This is a genomic window from Pseudomonas sp. LBUM1670 (genome assembly GCF_059695695.1).
Genome location: NZ_CP166783.1, coordinates 1,409,268 through 1,427,356, shown reverse-complemented (window position 1 = coordinate 1,427,356; position 18,089 = coordinate 1,409,268). Strand labels below are relative to the sequence as shown.

Annotated in this window: 20 protein-coding genes; 3 read left to right on the top strand and 17 right to left on the bottom strand. The window is 60.2% G+C overall.

Annotated features, from left to right (window positions below):
• The first annotated feature begins 111 nt into the window (after nt 1-111).
• The gene (locus tag ACA073_RS06505; RefSeq protein ID WP_497402475.1) at nt 112-522 is read left to right on the top strand and encodes a low affinity iron permease family protein; all 411 of its coding nucleotides are present in this window, start codon (nt 112-114) and stop codon (nt 520-522) included.
• A 68-nt stretch (nt 523-590) separates the two neighbouring features.
• On the opposite strand, the gene ACA073_RS06500 is transcribed toward ACA073_RS06505, so the two are convergent.
• The 10 genes from ACA073_RS06500 to yiaY form a co-directional block, all read right to left on the bottom strand.
• Nucleotides 591-1,094, bottom strand: coding sequence for a DUF4142 domain-containing protein (locus ACA073_RS06500; RefSeq protein ID WP_497402473.1), 504 nt, complete (start codon nt 1,092-1,094; stop codon nt 591-593).
• Nucleotides 1,095-1,167: 73 nt separating this feature from the next.
• Nucleotides 1,168-1,326 carry a stress protein gene (locus ACA073_RS06495; protein WP_407012089.1) on the bottom strand — a complete coding sequence of 53 codons (159 nt, stop codon included), beginning with the start codon at nt 1,324-1,326 and terminating at the stop codon, nt 1,168-1,170.
• A gap of 116 nt (nt 1,327-1,442) precedes the next feature.
• Entirely contained in the window at nt 1,443-2,792 is a 1,350-nt protein-coding gene (locus tag ACA073_RS06490; protein ID WP_497402471.1) for a sensor domain-containing protein, read from the bottom strand.
• 87 nt (nt 2,793-2,879) lie between these two features.
• Entirely contained in the window at nt 2,880-3,518 is a 639-nt protein-coding gene (locus tag ACA073_RS06485; RefSeq protein WP_497402469.1) for a LysE family translocator, read from the bottom strand.
• A 17-nt stretch (nt 3,519-3,535) separates the two neighbouring features.
• Entirely contained in the window at nt 3,536-4,000 is a 465-nt protein-coding gene (gene fos / locus ACA073_RS06480) for a fosfomycin resistance glutathione transferase (RefSeq protein ID WP_497402467.1), read from the bottom strand.
• 298 nt (nt 4,001-4,298) lie between these two features.
• Nucleotides 4,299-5,630, bottom strand: a complete 1,332-nt coding sequence (locus ACA073_RS06475; protein WP_497402465.1) for an MFS transporter — start codon at nt 5,628-5,630, stop codon at nt 4,299-4,301.
• Between the two features lie 184 nt (nt 5,631-5,814).
• A complete protein-coding gene (locus tag ACA073_RS06470; protein WP_497402463.1) occupies nt 5,815-6,741 on the bottom strand; it encodes a hydroxymethylglutaryl-CoA lyase in 927 nt (308 codons plus the stop codon).
• Nucleotides 6,738-7,931: a CaiB/BaiF CoA transferase family protein gene (locus ACA073_RS06465; RefSeq protein WP_497402461.1), complete on the bottom strand. Its 1,194-nt coding sequence runs from the start codon at nt 7,929-7,931 to the stop codon at nt 6,738-6,740. Before ACA073_RS06465 ends, ACA073_RS06470 begins: the two co-directional genes overlap by 4 nt.
• A gap of 226 nt (nt 7,932-8,157) precedes the next feature.
• On the bottom strand, nt 8,158-9,066 hold the full coding sequence (locus tag ACA073_RS06460) for a LysR family transcriptional regulator (protein ID WP_497403999.1): 909 nt from the start codon (nt 9,064-9,066) through the stop codon (nt 8,158-8,160).
• A 69-nt stretch (nt 9,067-9,135) separates the two neighbouring features.
• Nucleotides 9,136-10,284, bottom strand: coding sequence for an L-threonine dehydrogenase (gene yiaY / locus ACA073_RS06455; protein ID WP_497402459.1), 1,149 nt, complete (start codon nt 10,282-10,284; stop codon nt 9,136-9,138).
• A 158-nt stretch (nt 10,285-10,442) separates the two neighbouring features.
• Between yiaY and ACA073_RS06450 the strand changes: the two genes are divergently transcribed.
• Nucleotides 10,443-11,462 carry a DUF4917 family protein gene (locus ACA073_RS06450; protein ID WP_497402457.1) on the top strand — a complete coding sequence of 340 codons (1,020 nt, stop codon included), beginning with the start codon at nt 10,443-10,445 and terminating at the stop codon, nt 11,460-11,462.
• 174 nt (nt 11,463-11,636) lie between these two features.
• Here the strand turns inward: ACA073_RS06450 and ACA073_RS06445 are convergent, their stop codons facing one another.
• From ACA073_RS06445 to ACA073_RS06435, 3 genes are all read right to left on the bottom strand, one after another.
• Nucleotides 11,637-11,981, bottom strand: a complete 345-nt coding sequence (locus ACA073_RS06445) for a YegP family protein (RefSeq protein WP_497402455.1) — start codon at nt 11,979-11,981, stop codon at nt 11,637-11,639.
• Between the two features lie 172 nt (nt 11,982-12,153).
• Entirely contained in the window at nt 12,154-12,459 is a 306-nt protein-coding gene (locus tag ACA073_RS06440) for a ribbon-helix-helix domain-containing protein (RefSeq protein WP_008025707.1), read from the bottom strand.
• 14 nt (nt 12,460-12,473) lie between these two features.
• Nucleotides 12,474-13,055, bottom strand: coding sequence for a DJ-1/PfpI family protein (locus ACA073_RS06435; protein WP_497402453.1), 582 nt, complete (start codon nt 13,053-13,055; stop codon nt 12,474-12,476).
• A gap of 267 nt (nt 13,056-13,322) precedes the next feature.
• Here ACA073_RS06435 and ACA073_RS06430 point away from each other — a divergent pair, with 267 nt between their 5' ends.
• Entirely contained in the window at nt 13,323-14,228 is a 906-nt protein-coding gene (locus ACA073_RS06430) for a DMT family transporter (RefSeq protein WP_497402452.1), read from the top strand.
• 60 nt (nt 14,229-14,288) lie between these two features.
• On the opposite strand, the gene ACA073_RS06425 is transcribed toward ACA073_RS06430, so the two are convergent.
• The 4 genes from ACA073_RS06425 to ACA073_RS06410 all read right to left on the bottom strand — a co-directional run bounded on the left by ACA073_RS06425 (nt 14,289) and on the right by ACA073_RS06410 (nt 17,856).
• Entirely contained in the window at nt 14,289-15,503 is a 1,215-nt protein-coding gene (locus ACA073_RS06425; protein WP_497402450.1) for a class I SAM-dependent methyltransferase, read from the bottom strand.
• Between the two features lie 208 nt (nt 15,504-15,711).
• Nucleotides 15,712-16,329 (bottom strand): TPM domain-containing protein, encoded by a 618-nt coding sequence (locus tag ACA073_RS06420; protein ID WP_497297770.1) that lies wholly within the window; start codon nt 16,327-16,329, stop codon nt 15,712-15,714.
• A 28-nt stretch (nt 16,330-16,357) separates the two neighbouring features.
• Nucleotides 16,358-17,113 (bottom strand): TPM domain-containing protein, encoded by a 756-nt coding sequence (locus ACA073_RS06415; protein ID WP_497402448.1) that lies wholly within the window; start codon nt 17,111-17,113, stop codon nt 16,358-16,360.
• Between the two features lie 134 nt (nt 17,114-17,247).
• A complete protein-coding gene (locus tag ACA073_RS06410; protein ID WP_497402446.1) occupies nt 17,248-17,856 on the bottom strand; it encodes a LemA family protein in 609 nt (202 codons plus the stop codon).
• Between the last annotated feature and the right edge of the window lie 233 nt (nt 17,857-18,089).

Sequence of the window (18,089 nt, the reverse complement as noted above, 5' to 3'; positions counted from 1 at the left end):
TCGCCAGCAAGCCGGCTCCTACAGATTTCGGTGGTTTCGAAAATGTAATCAGAATTTTCATCACGCCCGCGCTGTCACAAATTCAGGCGCATCCCTATAAGGAAAACGGCAATGAAATTCGCAAAAATCTCGCAGAAACTCGCCTTGTGGGCCGGTAGTCCGAAGACGTTCATGGGGGCGTTGATTCTCATCGGTCTATGGGGGTTGAGCGGGCCGATTTTTGATTACAACGACACCTGGCAACTGATCATCAACACCTCGACCACGATCATCACGTTCCTGATGGTGTTCCTGATCCAGAACACGCAAAACCGCGATACCGACATTCTGCATTTGAAAATCGATGAGTTGCTGCGGGTAAACAAGGAAGCGCAGAACGCGATGCTGGGGCTGGAGTCACTGGACCTCAAGCAACTGGAAGCGCTGCGTAAACACTACCGCGCCATGGGCGAAAACGAGGTGCACGGTCTGGCGGGTCTGGCGACCACGAGCAAGCACAAACAAAACTTGAATGACTGCTGAGCCCCCACAAAAAACGGCGCGTGATGTGAATCACGTGCCGTTTGTTTTAAACGCCGTCAACCGCGGCCTTATCGACCTGCTTGCAGCGCCTTGGCCATTTGCAGATGGTTCTGCAGTTTGGGCAGGGTTTCCTCGGCGAAGGCTTTGATTTCCGGCAAGTCGGTGGTCTTCGCTTCCTGTTGCAATTGTTCGATGGCCTCCTGCGTGGTCTTCACCTGACTGGCGGCGTACGCCTGGTCGAAGGTCGCACCGTCCTTCACTTCCGGCATCAAGGCTTTGGCCTTGTCGACCACCTCTTCCCGTGGCGCCACAGGCAAATCCAGTTGCTTGGCGATTTTCGCCAGGTGCTGGTTGGCGGTGGTGCGGTCGTTGATGACGACGATGGTGTAGTCCTTGACCTCTTTGGATTCGGACTTCAGGTGCGCCAGGCGGCTGGCTTCGATGTCGGCCATGCCTTTGGCCGAAGCATCGTTAATGAATTCGGCGGGTGACTGGGCAAAGGCACTGCTGGCACACAGGCCCAGTAACGTGGCAAAACCGGTGTTGCGTATTCGGGTGGCCATCCGGCTCATGGTCGCGCCCTCCTCTCTATAAATTCAAACGGGAGCTTTCGCTCCCGCCTCTCAATCAAAACTACTTTCACCACTACTTGGATTTCTGGCCACCTTTGCGGCCCATATCGGGTTTCGCAGGCTCTTTATCTACGGTCGTGGTGGTAGTTTTCCCACCTTTGCGACCGGCTTCAGACGCCTTCGTTCGATCGGTGGCAGTATGTCCCGTGTTCGAGTTTCGTGAGTTAGGCATGACTCTCTACCTCTTCGTAATGATCGCAGCGAGCAGGAGCCCGCATAGAATCTGAATTTCGATCACTGCAAAGGTTTAGAAAAACTGGGATCGATGCGACGAACGGTGACGGCTATTCAGGCACCGTACTGCAGGTGATTCTGGCGTTTGGCGCTGTACATGGCCTCGTCGGCGTGGCGGAACAATTGCTTTTCTTCCGTACCGTGTTCGGGGTAATGGGCGACGCCGATGCTCGGCTGGATGTTGAGGTTGTGCCCGTCCAGTCGTAATGGCTGGGCCAGTATCTGACGGATTTTTCCGGCGACGCTGTCAGCGTCTTCCGCAGCCTGAATGCTGTGCAACAACACCACAAACTCATCACCGCCGATACGCGCCACGGTGTCGGTTTCGCGCACGCAACCTTTCAGACGATTGGCGACCGCTTGCAGCAGCATGTCGCCGACTGCATGGCCGTGGGTGTCGTTGACTTCCTTGAAGTGATCGAGATCGACGTATAGCAGCGCCATGCGCCCGCACTCTGACTTGGCCAGTGTCAGCGAGGCTTTCAGCCGCTCACGGAGCAACTCGCGATTGGGCAGTTGGGTCAGTTGATCGTACTGGGCCATGCGCTGCAGCCGGGCGTGCAACTGCTTGCGCTCGATGGCGGTGGCGACCTGGGCGCACACGAACTGCAACAGTTCCTTGTCTTGCTCGGTATAGCGCTCGCCACCGGCCACGCTTTTTACGATCAACGCGCCGATGGTGCCGTTTTGCGAGTTCAACGGCACGCCCAGCCAGCAGGGCGAATGCTGACCCGTGACCAGCGCCTCGAATCCAGCGGGTGTGTTTTCCTGATTCGGGGTCAGCAGGATCGGTTGACCGCTGCGGATCACTTCGGCACACAGCCGTCCGGTGACTGTTCCGGGCTGTTCGGGTTGCTGTTCTTTGTCGTCGACGTGGTAAGGGAAATTGAGCTGCGCGCAATGCTCGTCATACAGCGCCACCGAGAAATTCAGCGCTGGCAGCCATTCACCGATGATCAGGTGAATGCGTTTGAACAGCGCCAACAAATCTTCGGCCGCGTGGGCCGCTTCGGAAATCGCATACAGCGCCGCTTGCCGGGACTCGGCCTGCTTGCGCTCGGTGATGTCGCGGGCCACGGCGATGCGCAACTGATCGACTTCGGACCAGCGCGCGGACCACAGGATGTGCACGACACGGCCATCCTTGCACAGGTAGCGGTTTTCGAAGTTGAGTTTGGGTTCGCCGCCCATGATCTCCCGCGCGGCGTCGAGGGTGCGCTGGCGATCGGCGGGATGCACCAGATCGATCATCGGCTGGCCGACCAGTTCGTCAGGCGTGTAACCGAAAATGCGCTCGCAGGCCGCGCTGACAAAAACAAAGCGACCCTGTTTATCAACCGCGCAAACGGCGTCCAGCAGTAGATCGATGTAACTCGCCAACGGCGCGGAATTTCTGATTGCCATGGTGCAGAGCGCATGTCCGAACAATGCAGCAATAAAGAACTGTCCCTGACCGGTGATGATGCCGCTGACGCGTCCCTGCGATCAGTTTCAAGCCTTGTTCGGCATCAGCCCCGGCAAAGCATGCACCAGGGCGTTGATGGCGAAACCGATAAACATCACCCCGCACAGCCGGGTGATCGCCAGTTCATGCCGTTGATACAGACTACGCACCTGCCGAGCACCGACGATGCCAATGAGGATAGCGTAGGCGATCAGACCACCGACGCAGCTCAGCACGATCAGCCAGGGCAACATCGACCAATGCAGCAACTCCGCACGGCTGGACAGCAGCGCAGTGAAGGTCGCCACCGCCACCGGATATGCTTTGGGATTGGTCAGACCAAACAGAATGCCGTGCCAGAACGGTTGCCGCGCCGGGCCCTGCGGCGCTTCGGCGCTGCTGCGTTTAGCCCGTACCGCGCGCAAACCGAGCCAGAACAGATACAGCCCGCTGAGCACGCCCAGCACGTCAAACGCCGTACTGCCGATTTCCCGCGCGCCGACAATTGCGATCAGTGCGGTGCTGCACCAGACCACGTCCCCGAGCAAATGCCCGCACAAAAACCCCGCCCCTGCCCGCCGCCCACGCGCCGCGCCGATGCCAAACACCGCCAACACCCCCGGCCCCGGTGTGATCCCGTAAATGAAGCCCGAGGCGAGAACGGCCATTAGCAGCGATGGGGTCATCGGGTAATCCTTTCGTACTATTGGGTGAATGGGCGCAAGTCTATATCAGCTCCCGAGGGATCGACTGACTGATCGTCGAAGAACTTCATGCCTGCGTAGGGCCGTTGCCGACAGGCCGCCAGTCGCGATGTCAGATCGCCGACATGGGCTTCGAGCTTGTGGCCGTCCGGGTCGAGGAAGTAGAAGGATGCGCCTTCGCTGCGGTTGTCGCGCCATTCCTGGACGTTGGCGGCTCGCAGATAGTCGACGAATTGCGGGAAGTCGGATGCGCTGATGGTGAAGGCGTAATGGGTGTAATCGGCGGCGGGCTCGGCGTTGCGCAGGGGATCGAGGGAAAGGCACAGCCACAGGCCGGGCAGCGAGAGATAGGCGCCGCTGTCCCATGTGGCGTCGAGCTGAAGGTGCAGGAGGTTGTGATAGAACTCAACGCTGCGGTTCAGGTCGGTAACGGCGAGGGTCAGGTGGTTGAGGCCGGTTAGCATGGGATCAATTGACTCTGAAAGTTCAAGTGAAAGATCAAAAGATCGCAGCCTTCGGCAGCTCCTGCAAGGTGTTCGAATCGTAGGCTGCCGAAGGCTCGGGCCGCGTTCGGATGTTCTTGGCGGTGGGTATCACGTAGCAGTCATTCCAACGGACAGTGCGATGGTGACTGTCAGTCAGTCTTCGCGAGCAAGCCCGCTCCCACAGTGATTTGCGATGAATACAAATAATGTGTTCGACGCAAATCCTCTGTGGGAGCGGGCTTGCTCGCGAAAGCTATTCGCCCGGCACCGCAGATCTTCAGAACTTGTCGAGCGTGCGCAGTTTCTGCGGCAATCCCCACAACAACAGCGCAACCGCAATCAGCGCACAGACCCCGATGACATAGAGCGCAGGCGTGGTGCTACCGGTCAGGTCCTTGATCCGGCCGACCATGACCGGGCTGACGATGCCGCCGAACTGGCCGAGGGTGTTGATCACCGCTATCCCGCCCGCGGCACCTGCGCCAGCACCGGCCAGCAGTTTCGGCGGCAGGGTCCAGAAGCTCGGAATGGAGGCGATGATCCCGGCGCCGAGCAAACCCAGCGCGACAATCAGGAAGGTCGTGTGATTGGCGAAGATCCCTGCACAGAAGAACCCCAGCGCGCCCACCGCCACCAGACCGGCAACAAACTTGCGACGCTCGCCGGTCGAGTCGGACAACCGCCCGATCACCACCATGCTGATCGCTCCGCAGATGTACGGAATCGCTGTCAGCAAACCGATCATCACCGGGCTTTCGGTGCCAGCGCTGCGGATCAGTTGCGGTGCCCAGAAATTCAAACCGTAGGACGCCACCTGGATCAGGAAGTAGATCAGTCCCAGGGTCAGGAAACCGGGAATCCGCAGCGCCGCGAGTAGCGAGCCACCGCTCTTGTGCGGTTCGTGGTGGGCGATGCGGCTGGCCAGCAGGGTTTTCTCCGACGACGTCAGCCAATGGGCGTCTTCGATGCGGTCCTTGAGCAGGGTCAGCACCAGCAAACCAAGGCCGATGCAGGGCACGCCGCCGAGCAGAAATAACCAGTGCCAGCCGCGCATATCCATAAAGCCATCGAGATGCTGCAGCACCAGCCCGGAGAACGGTGCGCCGACCAGACCGGCAAACGCCGATGCCAGAAACAGCATCGAGGTGATGCGCCCGCGATAATGCTGCGGGAACCACAGCGTCAGGTAATACAGCGCGCCCGGCGCGAAACCGGCCTCCATCGCGCCGATCACGAAGCGCAGCGCGTAGAACTGCCATTCGCTGTTGACGAAGACCATCGCTGCCGTCGCGAGGCCCCAGGACATCATGATTCGTGCGATCCAGCGGCGGGCGCCAACCTTGTACAGCATCATGTTGCTCGGCACTTCGAAGATCACGTAACCGACCACGAACAGCCCGGCGCCGAGGCCATAGGCGGTGTCGCTCAGGCTCAGGTCGGTCTGCAGCTGGAACTTGGCGAAGCTGATGTTGATGCGGTCGAAAAATGCGAACAGGTAGCAGACCATGATCAGCGGCATCAGGCGCCAGGCGACTTTGCTGACCAGGGCTTTTTCTTCGTCGTGGCTAACGGACGGGCTCGCGCCCGCCTCCAGTACATTGAGGCTCATGATGCTTTCTCCAGGCGGACTTCCCGTGGGTGTCCGATTGTTTTTGTTGTCTGGTTGAGGTGCTTGGAATGCTTTTATTGTGGGAGCGGGCTTGCTCGCGAAGGCGGCGTATCAGTCGACATCCGTGTTGAATGTCAGATTGCATTCGCGAGCAAGCCCGCTCCCACAGGGGGATTCGGTGTGGTCAGGAAGGGCTTGGGTGCAAATCGCAATTGCGGCCGGCCTTGGTGAGTTGGCCGGGGACTTCGTGGCCGAGCAGCGCCGGGAGTCCTCGCGACAACTTCAGCAACAGCGGCAGATCGATACCGGTGTGAATGCCGATTTCATCGCACAGGTTCACCAGGTCTTCGGTGCAGATATTGCCCGAAGCGCCCGGTGCGAACGGGCAACCACCGAGGCCGCCGAGGGCCGCGTCGAAGCGTCGGGCGCCGGCCTCGTAAGCGGCCAGCACGTTGCACAAACCGAGGCCGCGGGTGTTGTGGAAATGCAGGGTCAAATCCGCCGGAGCAACCCGCTGCAACACCCGCCGCACCAGCCGATCGACCTGACGCGGATTGGCCATGCCGGTGGTGTCGGCCAGGGTGATGCCCTGAATCCCGAGTTCCTGATACGCCTCGACGATTTGCAGCACGCGATCCTCATCGATCATGCCCTCGAACGGGCAACCGAAAGTGGTGGCGATGCTGCCGTTCAGTCGCACTTGCGTGTCGCCCACGTATTGCACGATTTCGCCGAACGCGGCCAACGAAGCTTCGCAACGCATGCGCATGTTCGCCAGGTTGTGGGTCTGGCTGGCGGACATCACCAGGTTCAGCTCATCGGCGCGACACGCCAATGCTCGTTGCGCGCCTTTGAGGTTGGGGATCAACGCGACGTAGATTACCCCCGGTTGGCGGGTGATGCCCTTGAACACCAACTCGCCATCGCGCAGCGCCGGAATGGCCTTGGGCGACACGAACGAGCCGGCTTCGATGCGGCTGAATCCGGCCAGTGACAGCTGATCGATCAGGGCAATCTTGTCGACCGTTTCAACCCAGGTCGGCTCGATCTGCAGGCCATCACGCGGGGAGACTTCCTGAACGATCAGGGCCTCGGAAAAATCAGTGATCATTGCACCACCCCTTCAGTTTTCAGGCGTTCGATGTCTGCATCCGTCAGGCCCAGCCCCGCGAGAATCCCGTCGGTGTGCTGGCCCAGACTCGGCCCCGACCAGTTCACGCCACCGGGGGTTTCGGAAAGTTTGGGCACGATGCCCGGCATCTTCACTTGGGTGCCGCCGGGCAGGTCGGCGCTGAGCAGCATGTCCCGCGCCTGATAGTGCGGATCGGCGACGATGTCGGCCACCGAATAGATGCGCCCGGCCGGTACTTCGGCGGCCTCCAATGCCGACAGGACTTCGTCGATCGGCAGGCTGCTGGTCCAGTGAGTGATGGCGGCGTCGAGCACGTTACTCTTGGCGGCGCGACCATCGTTATGAGCAAACTCCGGCGCTTCGGCCAGATCGCGGCGACCGACGACTTCCATCAAACGCTTGTAGATCGGGTCGCTGTTGCCGGCGATTACCACGTAGGCGCCATCGGCCGTCAGATAGGTATTGGACGGCGCAATGCCGGGCAATGCCCCGCCGCTGCGCTCACGCACGTGACCGAGCATGTCGTATTCCGGCACCAGGCTTTCCATGACGTTGAACACACTTTCTGCCAGCGACACGTCGACCACTTGCCCACCGCCCTGCCCGGTCTTGACCCGCAGCAGCGACATCAAGGCGCCGATTACCGCGTGCAAGGACGCCAGTGAATCGCCGAGACTGACACCGACCCGGGCCGGTGGCGAACCGGGGGTGCCGGTGGTGTAGCGAATGCCGCCCATGGCCTCACCGATGGCACCGAAACCCGGACGATCACGGTACGGGCCGGTCTGGCCGTAGCCGGAAATCCGCACCAGGGTCAGGTTGGGATTCAAGGCGTGCAACACGTCCCAGCCCAACCCGAGTTTCTCCAGGGCGCCAGGACGCAGGTTTTCAATCAACACGTCGGCGCTGGTCGCCAGTTGCTTGACCAGTTCGATGCCTTCGGGGGATTTCAGATTCAGCGCCAGGGACTTCTTGTTGCGTGATTGCAAGTACCACCACAGCGAGGTGCCCTCGTGCAGCTTGCGCCATTTGCGCAGAGGATCGCCCTGGCCCATGGCTTCGATCTTGATCACCTCGGCGCCGAACTCGGCGAGCATCCGGGCGGCGAACGGCGCGGCGATCAGCGTGCCGATTTCAATCACTTTGATTGCGCTCAGGGGGGCAGTCATCGCGGGGTACCTCTTATTCTTGGAATATGCGCCAAGGCTAGAGGAGCGAGGGGACTGGAATCCAACCTTCAGTTGGCAACGGGCGTTCGTGAAATGCGAACGCTCTGGAAGATTATCGCGACCTCAGGTCAGTCTTCGCGAGCAAGCCCGCTCCCACATTTGGAATGCATTCCCCTGTGGGAGCGGGCTTGCTCGCGAAGGGGCCGGCCCATTCAATAGAGAACTGTCAGACCGCCCCGCGCAACTGCTCAAACAACATCCGGCTCACCGGCGACAACGCCGCCTCATCGCGCACCACCAGAATCAACGCCCGATCCGACCAGTCATCGGTCAACGGCACCGCATGCAACCCCAGCGCCCGGCCAAACAATTCGTAAGCCTTCTGCGGCAAAATCCCGATCCCCATGTTGGCCTGAACCATCCGGCACATCGCATCGAACCCCGGCACATGAATCCGCAGCCGCAACACCTTGCCCGCCTGACGCGCGGCGGCGTGGGTGCGCATGTTGATGGAACTGGCGGAATGCAGGCCGACGTAATCGCTGTCCAGCGTATCGGCGAACGCCAGGCTGGAACGGTTGGCCAAAGGATGATCCGGCAGCATCAGCACCACCAGTTTGTCCTGGCGATATAGCACGCTGTGCAGCCCTTTGACGTCGCTGTCGCTGGAGCAGATTCCGAGATCCGCCACGCCATCCAGCACCCCTTGAATCACACCGCTGCTGGGACGTTCTTCGAGGTCGGTCTTGACCTGCGGATGACGCTCGGAAAAGTCCCGCAGGTCTTCGGGCAGGAACTGAATGATCGCCGACAGGTTGGCAAGCATGCGCACATAACCGCGAATGCCGTGGCTGTGCTCCCCCAGTTCAAGGCCCATTTTCTCGACGTTGAACAGCATCTGCCGGGCATGGTGCAACAGGGTCTCGCCGGCTGGCGTGAGGGTCATGCCCTTGGCCTGACGCACGAACAGACTGATGCCCAGCGCCTCCTCCAACTCCATCAAGCGCTTGCTCGCCGCCGACACCGCGATGGCTTCGCGGGTCGCGGCACGAGTGAGCGTGCCTTCTTCGTGGACGGCGACGAACAGCTGGAGAGTGATGAGGTCGAGGCGGCGGATCAGGCTTTTTTGCAGCATCTGGAACTCGCGATGTCGGCTCGGGCGAAGACGCAGCATAGCGTCCTTTGCGCCCGAACCGTGCGACCGTCAAAACGCGTTGCGGAAAATCTCCTCGATCTGCCGCTGATCCGCAACCCGTGGATTGGTCACGCCACAGGCGTCTTTCAGGGCGTTGGTGGCGAGGGTCGGGATGTCGTTGAGCCGGACGCCGAGCTCACGCAGACCGGCGGGAATCTCAACGTCTTTGGCCAGGCTTCGAATCGCTGCGATGGCCGTCCGGGCGCCCTCTTCCGGGCTGCAACCACGGATGTCAGCGCCCATCGCGTGGGCCACCTCCGAGAGACGACCGGCGCAGACCATCGCGTTGAAGCTTTGCACATGCGGCAGCAGCACGGCGTTGCACACACCATGGGGCAAGTCATAGAAACCGCCCAACTGGTGAGCCATGGCGTGCACATAGCCCAATGAAGCATTGTTGAACGCCATGCCCGCGAGGAATTGCGCGTACGCCATGTTCTCCCGTGCGGCCATGTCGCTGCCATCGCGCACGGCCAGGCGCAGGTTGTTGCTGATCAGGGTGATGGCCTTGAGCGCGCAGGAATCGGTGATCGGGTTGGCAGCGGTGGACACGTAGGCTTCGATGGCGTGAGTCAGCGCGTCCATACCGGTGGCCGCCGTCAGGCTCTTGGGCATGGCGACCATCAGTGCCGGGTCGTTGACGGACATCAGCGGCGTGACGTTGCGGTCGACGATGGCCATTTTTACGTGGCGTGATTCGTCGGTGATGATGCAGAAACGCGTCATCTCACTGGCCGTGCCGGCGGTGGTGTTGATGGCGATCAGCGGCAGCTGCGGCTTCTCGGATTGATCGACGCCTTCGTAATCGCGAATCTGCCCGCCGTTGGTCGCGCACAACGCGATGCCTTTGGCGCAGTCGTGGGGCGAACCACCGCCCAGCGACACCACAAAATCACAGCGACTTTCCTTGAGCAGGCCCAGGCCACTTTCGACGTTGACGATGCTCGGGTTGGGCCTGGCACCGTCAAAGATCACCGAGTCGATGTCCTGCTTCGCCAGTTTCTCGGCAATCATCGCCGCCACGCCCGCCTTTGCCAGTCCCATGTCGGTGACGATCAGCGCCTTGCGAAAGCCGTACTTGCGAATGGCGTCCATCGCTTCGTCCAGGCAACCAATGCCCATGATGTTCACGGCGGGGATGAAAAACGTGCTGCTCATAAGCGAATCTCCTGGCGGGGGCGGAACCGGTAGTGCCGATCCAGCGGATAACCACAGGATCGACCCATCGATCACACCGGATGTTGATCTGGCTCAAGTCCCGGTCGTGATAAAGTCACCGTCCATCCGACCCTTTGCTTTTTGAGACGACCACCGCAATGACCGATTTCCAGGATGTCGATGCCCAACTTGAAGACTGGAACGTCTTGCACGCCACCGCCTGGTTCAGCGGCCTGCTGGTGGGCAACGGCGCCAGCCGCGCCGTGTGGGACGATTTCGGCTACGACTCGCTGTTCGAAAACGCCCGCACCGTCGAAGAAAAACCCCTGAGCCAGTCCGAACTGAGCGTGTTCGACGCGATGCAGACGCGCAGTTTCGAGCAGGTGCTGGGCGCGCTGAAAACCACCAGCCGCGTAAACAAGGCCCTGGCCGTCAGCTCCGCCGCGCCGCGCAATCGCTACTACGCGATCAAGGAAGCGCTGATCAACACCGTGCACGCGGTGCATATCCCGTGGCGGCTGGTGGTGCCTTCGTCCCTGACGACGATCAGTCAGGAACTGCGGCGTTATCGGACGGTGTTCACCACCAACTACGACTTGCTCAACTACTGGGCGATTCAGCACAATCCTGAAGCGATCACCGACCTGTTCCAGGGCGCCGAGCCGGGGTTTGACTTGAGCGCCACGGCCACCGATAAAACGCGCTTGCTGTACCTGCACGGCGGTTTGCATCTGGTGCGCAATCAAGACGGCACGGCGCGCAAACTGATGTCGACCGAGGGCACGTTGCTGGGCAGTTTTGCGATCAACAACACGATCAAGACGCTGGATGACGTGCCGCTGTTTGTGAACGAAGGGCCGAGCACGGACAAGCTCAAGACGATTCGAAGTTCGGATTATTTGTCGTTTTGCTATGACCAGCTATTGGGGCATGGCGAGGGGTTGTGCGTTTTTGGGCACGCGCTGGGTGAGCAGGACAGCCACATCGTTCATGCGCTGCGCCAGGCGCAACCGAAGGTGGTGGCGATCTCGATTTATCCGCGCAGCAAGGCGTTCATCCAGCATCAGAAGCGGCATTACGCGAAAGTGTTTGAGGGGACGGGATCAGAACTACGGTTTTTTGATTCGAAGACGCATGGGTTGGGGAGTCCGAAGCTTACGGTTCCCGTCGAGGTTTAGCGGCGACGCTGCTTACGCCTTCGCGAGCAAGCCCTCTCCCACAGGTTTTGTGAACGGCGCAAATCCCTGTGGGAGCGGGCTTGCTCGCGAAAGCAGTCTTTCATTCAATAAATGTGTTGAATGTCAGTCAGCCTTCGCGAGCAAGCCCGCTCCCACATCGTGTTATCAGTGTATTTAGAGGACCGGCAAGGTCTTGTCCTTGATCACCGTGGTCGGGCCGTTGGTCTTCACGCTCGCGATGCCTTTATCCCGCGCGGAATCAGAGGAATAGGCTTCGCTGCTGCCAATAGTCTCGTGGTTGCCGGCCTTGAGGTTGAAGTAAGGATGGCCGTCCTTGGTGGTCTTTTTCTCGTAGCGTTCATCCAGCGGGCTGTTCTTCTGCACCGAGGCGATGCCGTTTTCGGCGGCGCTACGGGTGGTGTAGTGCTCGCTGTTCAGAATCGGTTCGGCGTTCGCCGCTTTCAGCACAAACCGAAATTGGCCGTTGCTGGTTTTGCTCAACTCGTACCATCCAGACATGCTTTTTCTCCTTGGCGATTGAGAGGTTTTACGCCTCAGAGTAAAGACCACCTCAGGATTTCTGTCGCCTGTACCGGCCCCTTCGCGAGCAAGCCCGCTCCCACATTGGATTGATGTACACAAATCCAATGTGGGAGCGGGCTTGCTCGCGAAAGGGTCGACGCGGTTTACGCTACTTCACAACCGCCCGCACCACCGACAACTCGGGCGCCTGCACCCGTCGCTGCGACAAATACCGCGTGCAGCTCACCCGCAAAAACGAAGCAAAATTCACCACTTCCCCACGGTAGTCCATCACCTCTTCATACAGCTTGGCGATCAACTGGTTGGTGGTCATGCCGTCGACCTCGGCGATTTCACTGAGGATGTCCCAGAACTGATTCTCCAGCCGCAGGGTGGTGACCACCCCGCAGATGCGCAGCGAGCGGGAGCGCGATTCGTAGAGAATCGGATCGGCTTTGACGTAGAGCTCGCACATGCAAACGACCCTCGTTACAGCGTGATTTTGGTGCCCAGCAAGCCGAGGAAACCGGCGAGCCAGCTCGGGTGGGCCGGCCAGGCTGGAGCAGTGGCCAGATTGCCTTGAACGTGACCTTCCGTCACTGGAATATCGATGAACGTGCCGCCCGCCAAACGTACTTCCGGCGCACAGGCCGGGTAAGCGCTGCACTCGCGCCCCTCGAGAATTCCTCCCGCCGCCAGCAATTGCGCACCGTGACACACGGCGGCGATCGGCTTGCCGGCCTTGTCGAAGGCGCGTACCAGTTCCAGGACTTTTTCGTTCAGGCGCAGGTATTCCGGCGCTCTACCGCCAGGGATTAACAGCGCGTCGTAGTCGGCTTCAGCGACCTTGGCGAAATCGAAGTTCAGCGCAAACAGGTGGCCGGGTTTTTCGCTGTAGGTCTGGTCGCCTTCGAAGTCATGGATCGCTGTGCGCACGGTCTGGCCGGCGGATTTGTCCGGGCAGACGGCGTGCACCGTGTGACCGATCATCAGCAATGCCTGGAACGGCACCATTACTTCGTAGTCTTCGACGTAATCGCCGACCAGCATCAGGATTTTCTTGGCAGCCATGGGGAGGACTCCTCTGGGAAATGCGTAGGAGTATTCAAGGTAGTCCTAATCTGCCGGGTCGGGTAATAACCAGCTACTACCGCGTTATCGTTCTTCGCGAGCAAGCCCGCTCCCACGGGGGAACGCATTCCAATGTGGGAGCGGGCTTGCCCGCGAAGGCGTCCTCAACTGTACGGATAACTCTGCGCCTAGCTGTAACACCGCAGCTAGCGCGGTTTATGGCTATATGAAGACACTTTCCATCACCCTCGATTCTGGTTGCCCATCATGTCCTCCCGCGAAAACACCGGCATGGCCCTCGGCCTGCTCGGCGTCGTCATCTTCAGCCTCACCCTGCCCTTCACGCGGATCGTCGTGCAGGAACTCCATCCGCTGCTGAACGGCTTGGGTCGTGCGTTGTTCGCGGCGATTCCGGCTGCGATATTGTTGCTGTGGCGCCGGGAACGATGGCCGACCTGGAAACAGGTCAAAGGCCTGACGCTGGTTATCGCTGGGGTGATTCTCGGCTTCCCGGTGCTCTCGGCCTGGGCCATGCAAACCTTGCCCGCCTCCCACGGCGCATTGGTCAACGGCCTGCAACCGCTGTGTGTGGCACTCTACGCCGCGTGGCTGTCCCACGAACGACCGTCGAAAGCCTTCTGGGCCTGCGCCGCGCTGGGCAGTGCGCTGGTGCTGGGTTACGCGCTGATCAGCGGTGCCGGCAGCATTCAGGCCGGTGATTTGCTGATGCTCGGCGCGATTGCCGTGGGTGGTCTGGGCTATGCCGAAGGTGGCCGACTGGCCAGGGAGATGGGCGGCTGGCAGGTGATCTGCTGGGCGCTGGTGCTGTCGACGCCGCTGTTGATCGGGCCGGTGGTGTACCTGGCGTTGCAACATCAGGGCGAGATTTCGGCCAAGACCTGGTGGGCGTTTGGCTATGTTTCGCTGTTCTCGCAGTTCATTGGTTTTTTTGCCTGGTACGCCGGCTTGGCGATGGGCGGCATTGCGCGGGTCAGTCAGATTCAGTTGTTGCAGATCTTCTTCACCATCGCGTTTTCGGCGTTGTTCTTTGGTGAACACATCGAGCCGATCACCTGGCTGTTTGCTGCCGGGGTGATCGTGACGGTGATGCTCGGACGCAAGACCGCGGTGAAACCTCCTGTGGGAGCGGGCTTGCTCGCGAAAGCGGACTAACAGCCAACGAAGATGTTGGATGAGACGGCCCCTTCGCGAGCAAGCCCGCTCCCACAGGGGTCAGAGGTAGCCGTCGGCTCGGAGCAAGGTTTCGAGGCAGTGCTCGCTGATGTGGTAGAAATCCTTCAGCTCCTGAATCTTCACCAACAGCTGGGCCGGGGCCACCGGCTCGGCGCGTTTGACCGCCAGGATCATCTTGTTCTTGTTGGTGTGGTCCAGTGAGATGAACTCGAACACCTTGGTCTCGTAACCACAGGCTTCAAGGAACAGCGCACGCAAACTGTCGGTGACCATTTCCGCCTGCTGACCCAAATGCAAACCGTATTGCAGCATCGGCTTGAGCAGCGCCGGGCTCTGGATTTGCAGGCGGATCTGTTTGTGACAGCACGGCGAACACATGATGATCGAGGCGCCGGAGCGGATGCCGGTGTGAATCGCATAGTCAGTGGCGATGTCGCAGGCGTGCAGCGCGATCATCACGTCCAGCTCGCTCGGCGCGACGCTGCGCACGTCGCCGCACTTGAATACCAGGCCCGGATGTTCCAGCTTCGCGGCGGCGGCGTTGCACAAATTGACCATTTCATCGCGCAGCTCGACGCCCGTCACTTCGCCTTCGGCGTTCAGGGTGTTGCGCAGGTAGTCGTGGATCGCGAACGTCAGGTAACCCTTGCCCGAACCGAAATCCGCGACCCGCACCGGTTTGTCCAGCGCCAGCGGCGAGGTGGTCAGCGCATGGCTGAAGACTTCGATGAACTTGTTGATCTGTTTCCACTTGCGCGACATCGCCGGGATCAGCTCGTGTTTGCTGTTCGTCACACCGAGGTCGGCGAGGAACGGGCGGCTGAGGTCGAGGAAGCGGTTCTTTTCGCGGTTGTGCTCGGCAGACGGTACTTCGCGCAATTGCTGAGGTTTGCTCTTGAACAGCGAAGACTTGCCCTTTTTGCTGTATTCGAGCTGGGCTTCGTCGGTCAGCGACAACAAATGCGCATTTTTGAACGAGGCCGGCAACAACGCGGCGATGGTCGCCACGCCCTCGGCCAGCGGGAGGTTCTTGGTGATGTCGCGGGTCTTGTAGCGGTAGACGAAGGACAGGCAAGGCTGATCCTTGACCGTTAGCTGCTTGATGATCAGCCGCTGCAGATCCGCTTCGGTGCCGACGTACTTGGCCAGTACCAGTTTGATGAAGGCGCTGGCGTCGAGGCTGGTTTGCAGCAGGTCGATGAACTGGGCGTGGTGATCCGGCGCGAGGCTGGCGGGAGTGGCGGTGACGGACATGGAAAAAACGGCCTCGGGCGGAGCGAATCGGGAATGGCGGGTATTTTAGTGGGGATGGCCGTTCGGGACACGCAGTTATTTACCGAACGGTGCTTTCTGTAGGAGCGAGCTTGCTCGCGAAGGATACCGAAACGCCGCGGTTATCCAGCCAGCCCACGTCATCGTTGGCGACCATCGCGAGCAAGCTCGCTCCTACAGGGAATGAGGTTCAGCCTAGAACCACCAACCGGTTCGGCAACTCATTGCGCACATGCGTCACCGGCACATGCACCTTGAGCAACTCGCCGCACGCCTCGACGCACGTCACAAACCCCTGCAACGTCTGCCCCTGCTTCACCTGCTGGGTAAACGCCGCAACAATGGCGTCCCAGTTCTTGTTATCCAGCCGTTTGGAAATCCCTTCATCCACCAGAATTTCCACATAACGCTCGGCCTCGCAGACGAAAATCAGCATGCCAGTGCTGCCCACGGTGTGGTGCAGGTTCTGCTCCAGAAACTGCCGGCGCGCCAGGTTCGACGCGCGCCAGTGACGCACCGAACGCGGGATCAGGTGTGTGGTGACTTTCGGAATCCGGAACACCAGGCACAGTACGATGAAGGTGATCCATTGCACCAGCAACAGGCTGTGCATGGTCAGCCAGCCGGTCAGGTAATGCACGACACCCGGCACCACCAGCGCCAGCAAACTGGCCCACAGCAGCGGGATGTACGCGTAGTCGTCGGCGCGTGCTGCGAGCACGGTCACCAGTTCGGCGTCGGTGTCGCGCTCGACCCGGGCGATCGCCTCGGCGACTTTGCGTTGTTCGTGTTCAGTCAGTAATGCCATGTTTACGAATGCCCGTTCATTGTTGTTATCACCAGCCGCCCGACGAACCGCCGCCCCCGAAACTGCCCCCACCACCGCTGAAGCCCCCGCCGCCACCGCCACCCCCAAAACCACCGCCGCCGAAACCACCACTGGAACCGCCCGAGCCACCTCGGCCCGCTGGCAGAATCCCGAACATCTGCAAGACGAAAATCGTCAGGATGAACAGCAACACCAGAAACACGAAAATCCCTGGATGCCGCGAAACGAAGTCACTCTCCTGATTCCCGCCAGAGTCGTAAACCGTCGACGGCTCATCCAGCGGACTGCCGCCCAGCACCACCAGCATCGCCGCGACCCCATCGCTGATGCCCTTGCTGAAGTTGCCGGTCTTGAACGCCGGGGTGATCACCTGGTTGATGATCACCGAACTCTGCGCATCGGTCAGGCGATCTTCCAGGCCATAACCGACTTCGATCCGCAACCTGCGCTCATCGCGAGCGACGATCAGCAGCGCACCGTTGTTCTTGTCCTTCTGACCGATGCCCCAGTGGCGCCCGAGTTGATAACCGAAGTCGGCTATGTCAGTGCCCTGCAGGTCCGGCAACGTCACCACCACCAATTGTTCACCGGTGGCTTTTTCATGGGCGTTGAGCTGTTGCGTCAACTGCTCGCGCACCGAGGGTTCGATCATTTGGGCGTTATCCACCACCCGCCCGGTCAGCTCCGGAAATTTCAGCTCGGCCTGGACCGTCAGGGCAAACACCCAGAACAACGCCACCAGGCTCACTTTCATCACGCGCATTGGCAACCTCATCCGTGCACCAGCATCAACACGTTTACTCCTGTAGGAGCTGCCGAAGGCTGCGATCTTTTCTTGGGATCGCTGAACATCAAGATCAAAAGATCGCAGCCTGCGGCAGCTCCTACAGGTGGTGATCAGAACTTCACTTCAGGTGCTTTCTCGGCGCCGGGGCTGGTGGCTTCGAAGGTTTCACGGATCGGCAGATCGCTGTACATCACGGTGTGCCACAAGCGCCCCGGAAAGGTGCGGATTTCGGTGTTGTACTTCTGCACCGCGAGGATGAAATCACGACGCGCCACGGCGATGCGATTCTCGGTGCCTTCCAGTTGCGATTGCAACGCCAGGAAATTCTGGTTGGCCTTGAGGTCCGGATAGCGCTCGGACACCACCATCAGACGACTCAAGGCACCGGTCAGCTGATCCTGCGCTTGCTGGAACTGCTTGAGTTTCTCGGGATTGTCGAGGGTGCTGGCATCTACCTGGATCGAAGTGGCCTTGGCCCGGGCTTCGATCACCGCGGTCAGGGTTTCTTCTTCGTGCCTGGCGTAGCCCTTGACGGTTTCCACCAGGTTGGGGATCAGGTCGGCGCGACGCTGGTACTGGTTCTGCACCTGGCTCCAGGCGGCCTTCGCCTGTTCGTCGAGGGTCGGAATGTTGTTGATGCCGCAACCGGCCAGCAACGTGGTCAGCAACATCAAGGCTGCGACGCGCAGGCTCGACCGAGTGTGGTGTCTTGCATTCATCTGGTTGACGCTCCCTTGCACATTCCGTTGAAAAAACAACCAGCGACCTTCTGACCGGCCTCTTGGGGCATAATCTGCCGCCGCCACTGGATTGCATCGAGCCAATGGGCTAAAAGATGCACCAGCGCAAAAACACGCAGAAGTGTGCTGCATTTACCTGAACAACAATAGTCGCTCCTTAAATTTTGGCTGACCGGCGCGTATTCCCTGCCGTTTAGGCTTTAGAGAAAACC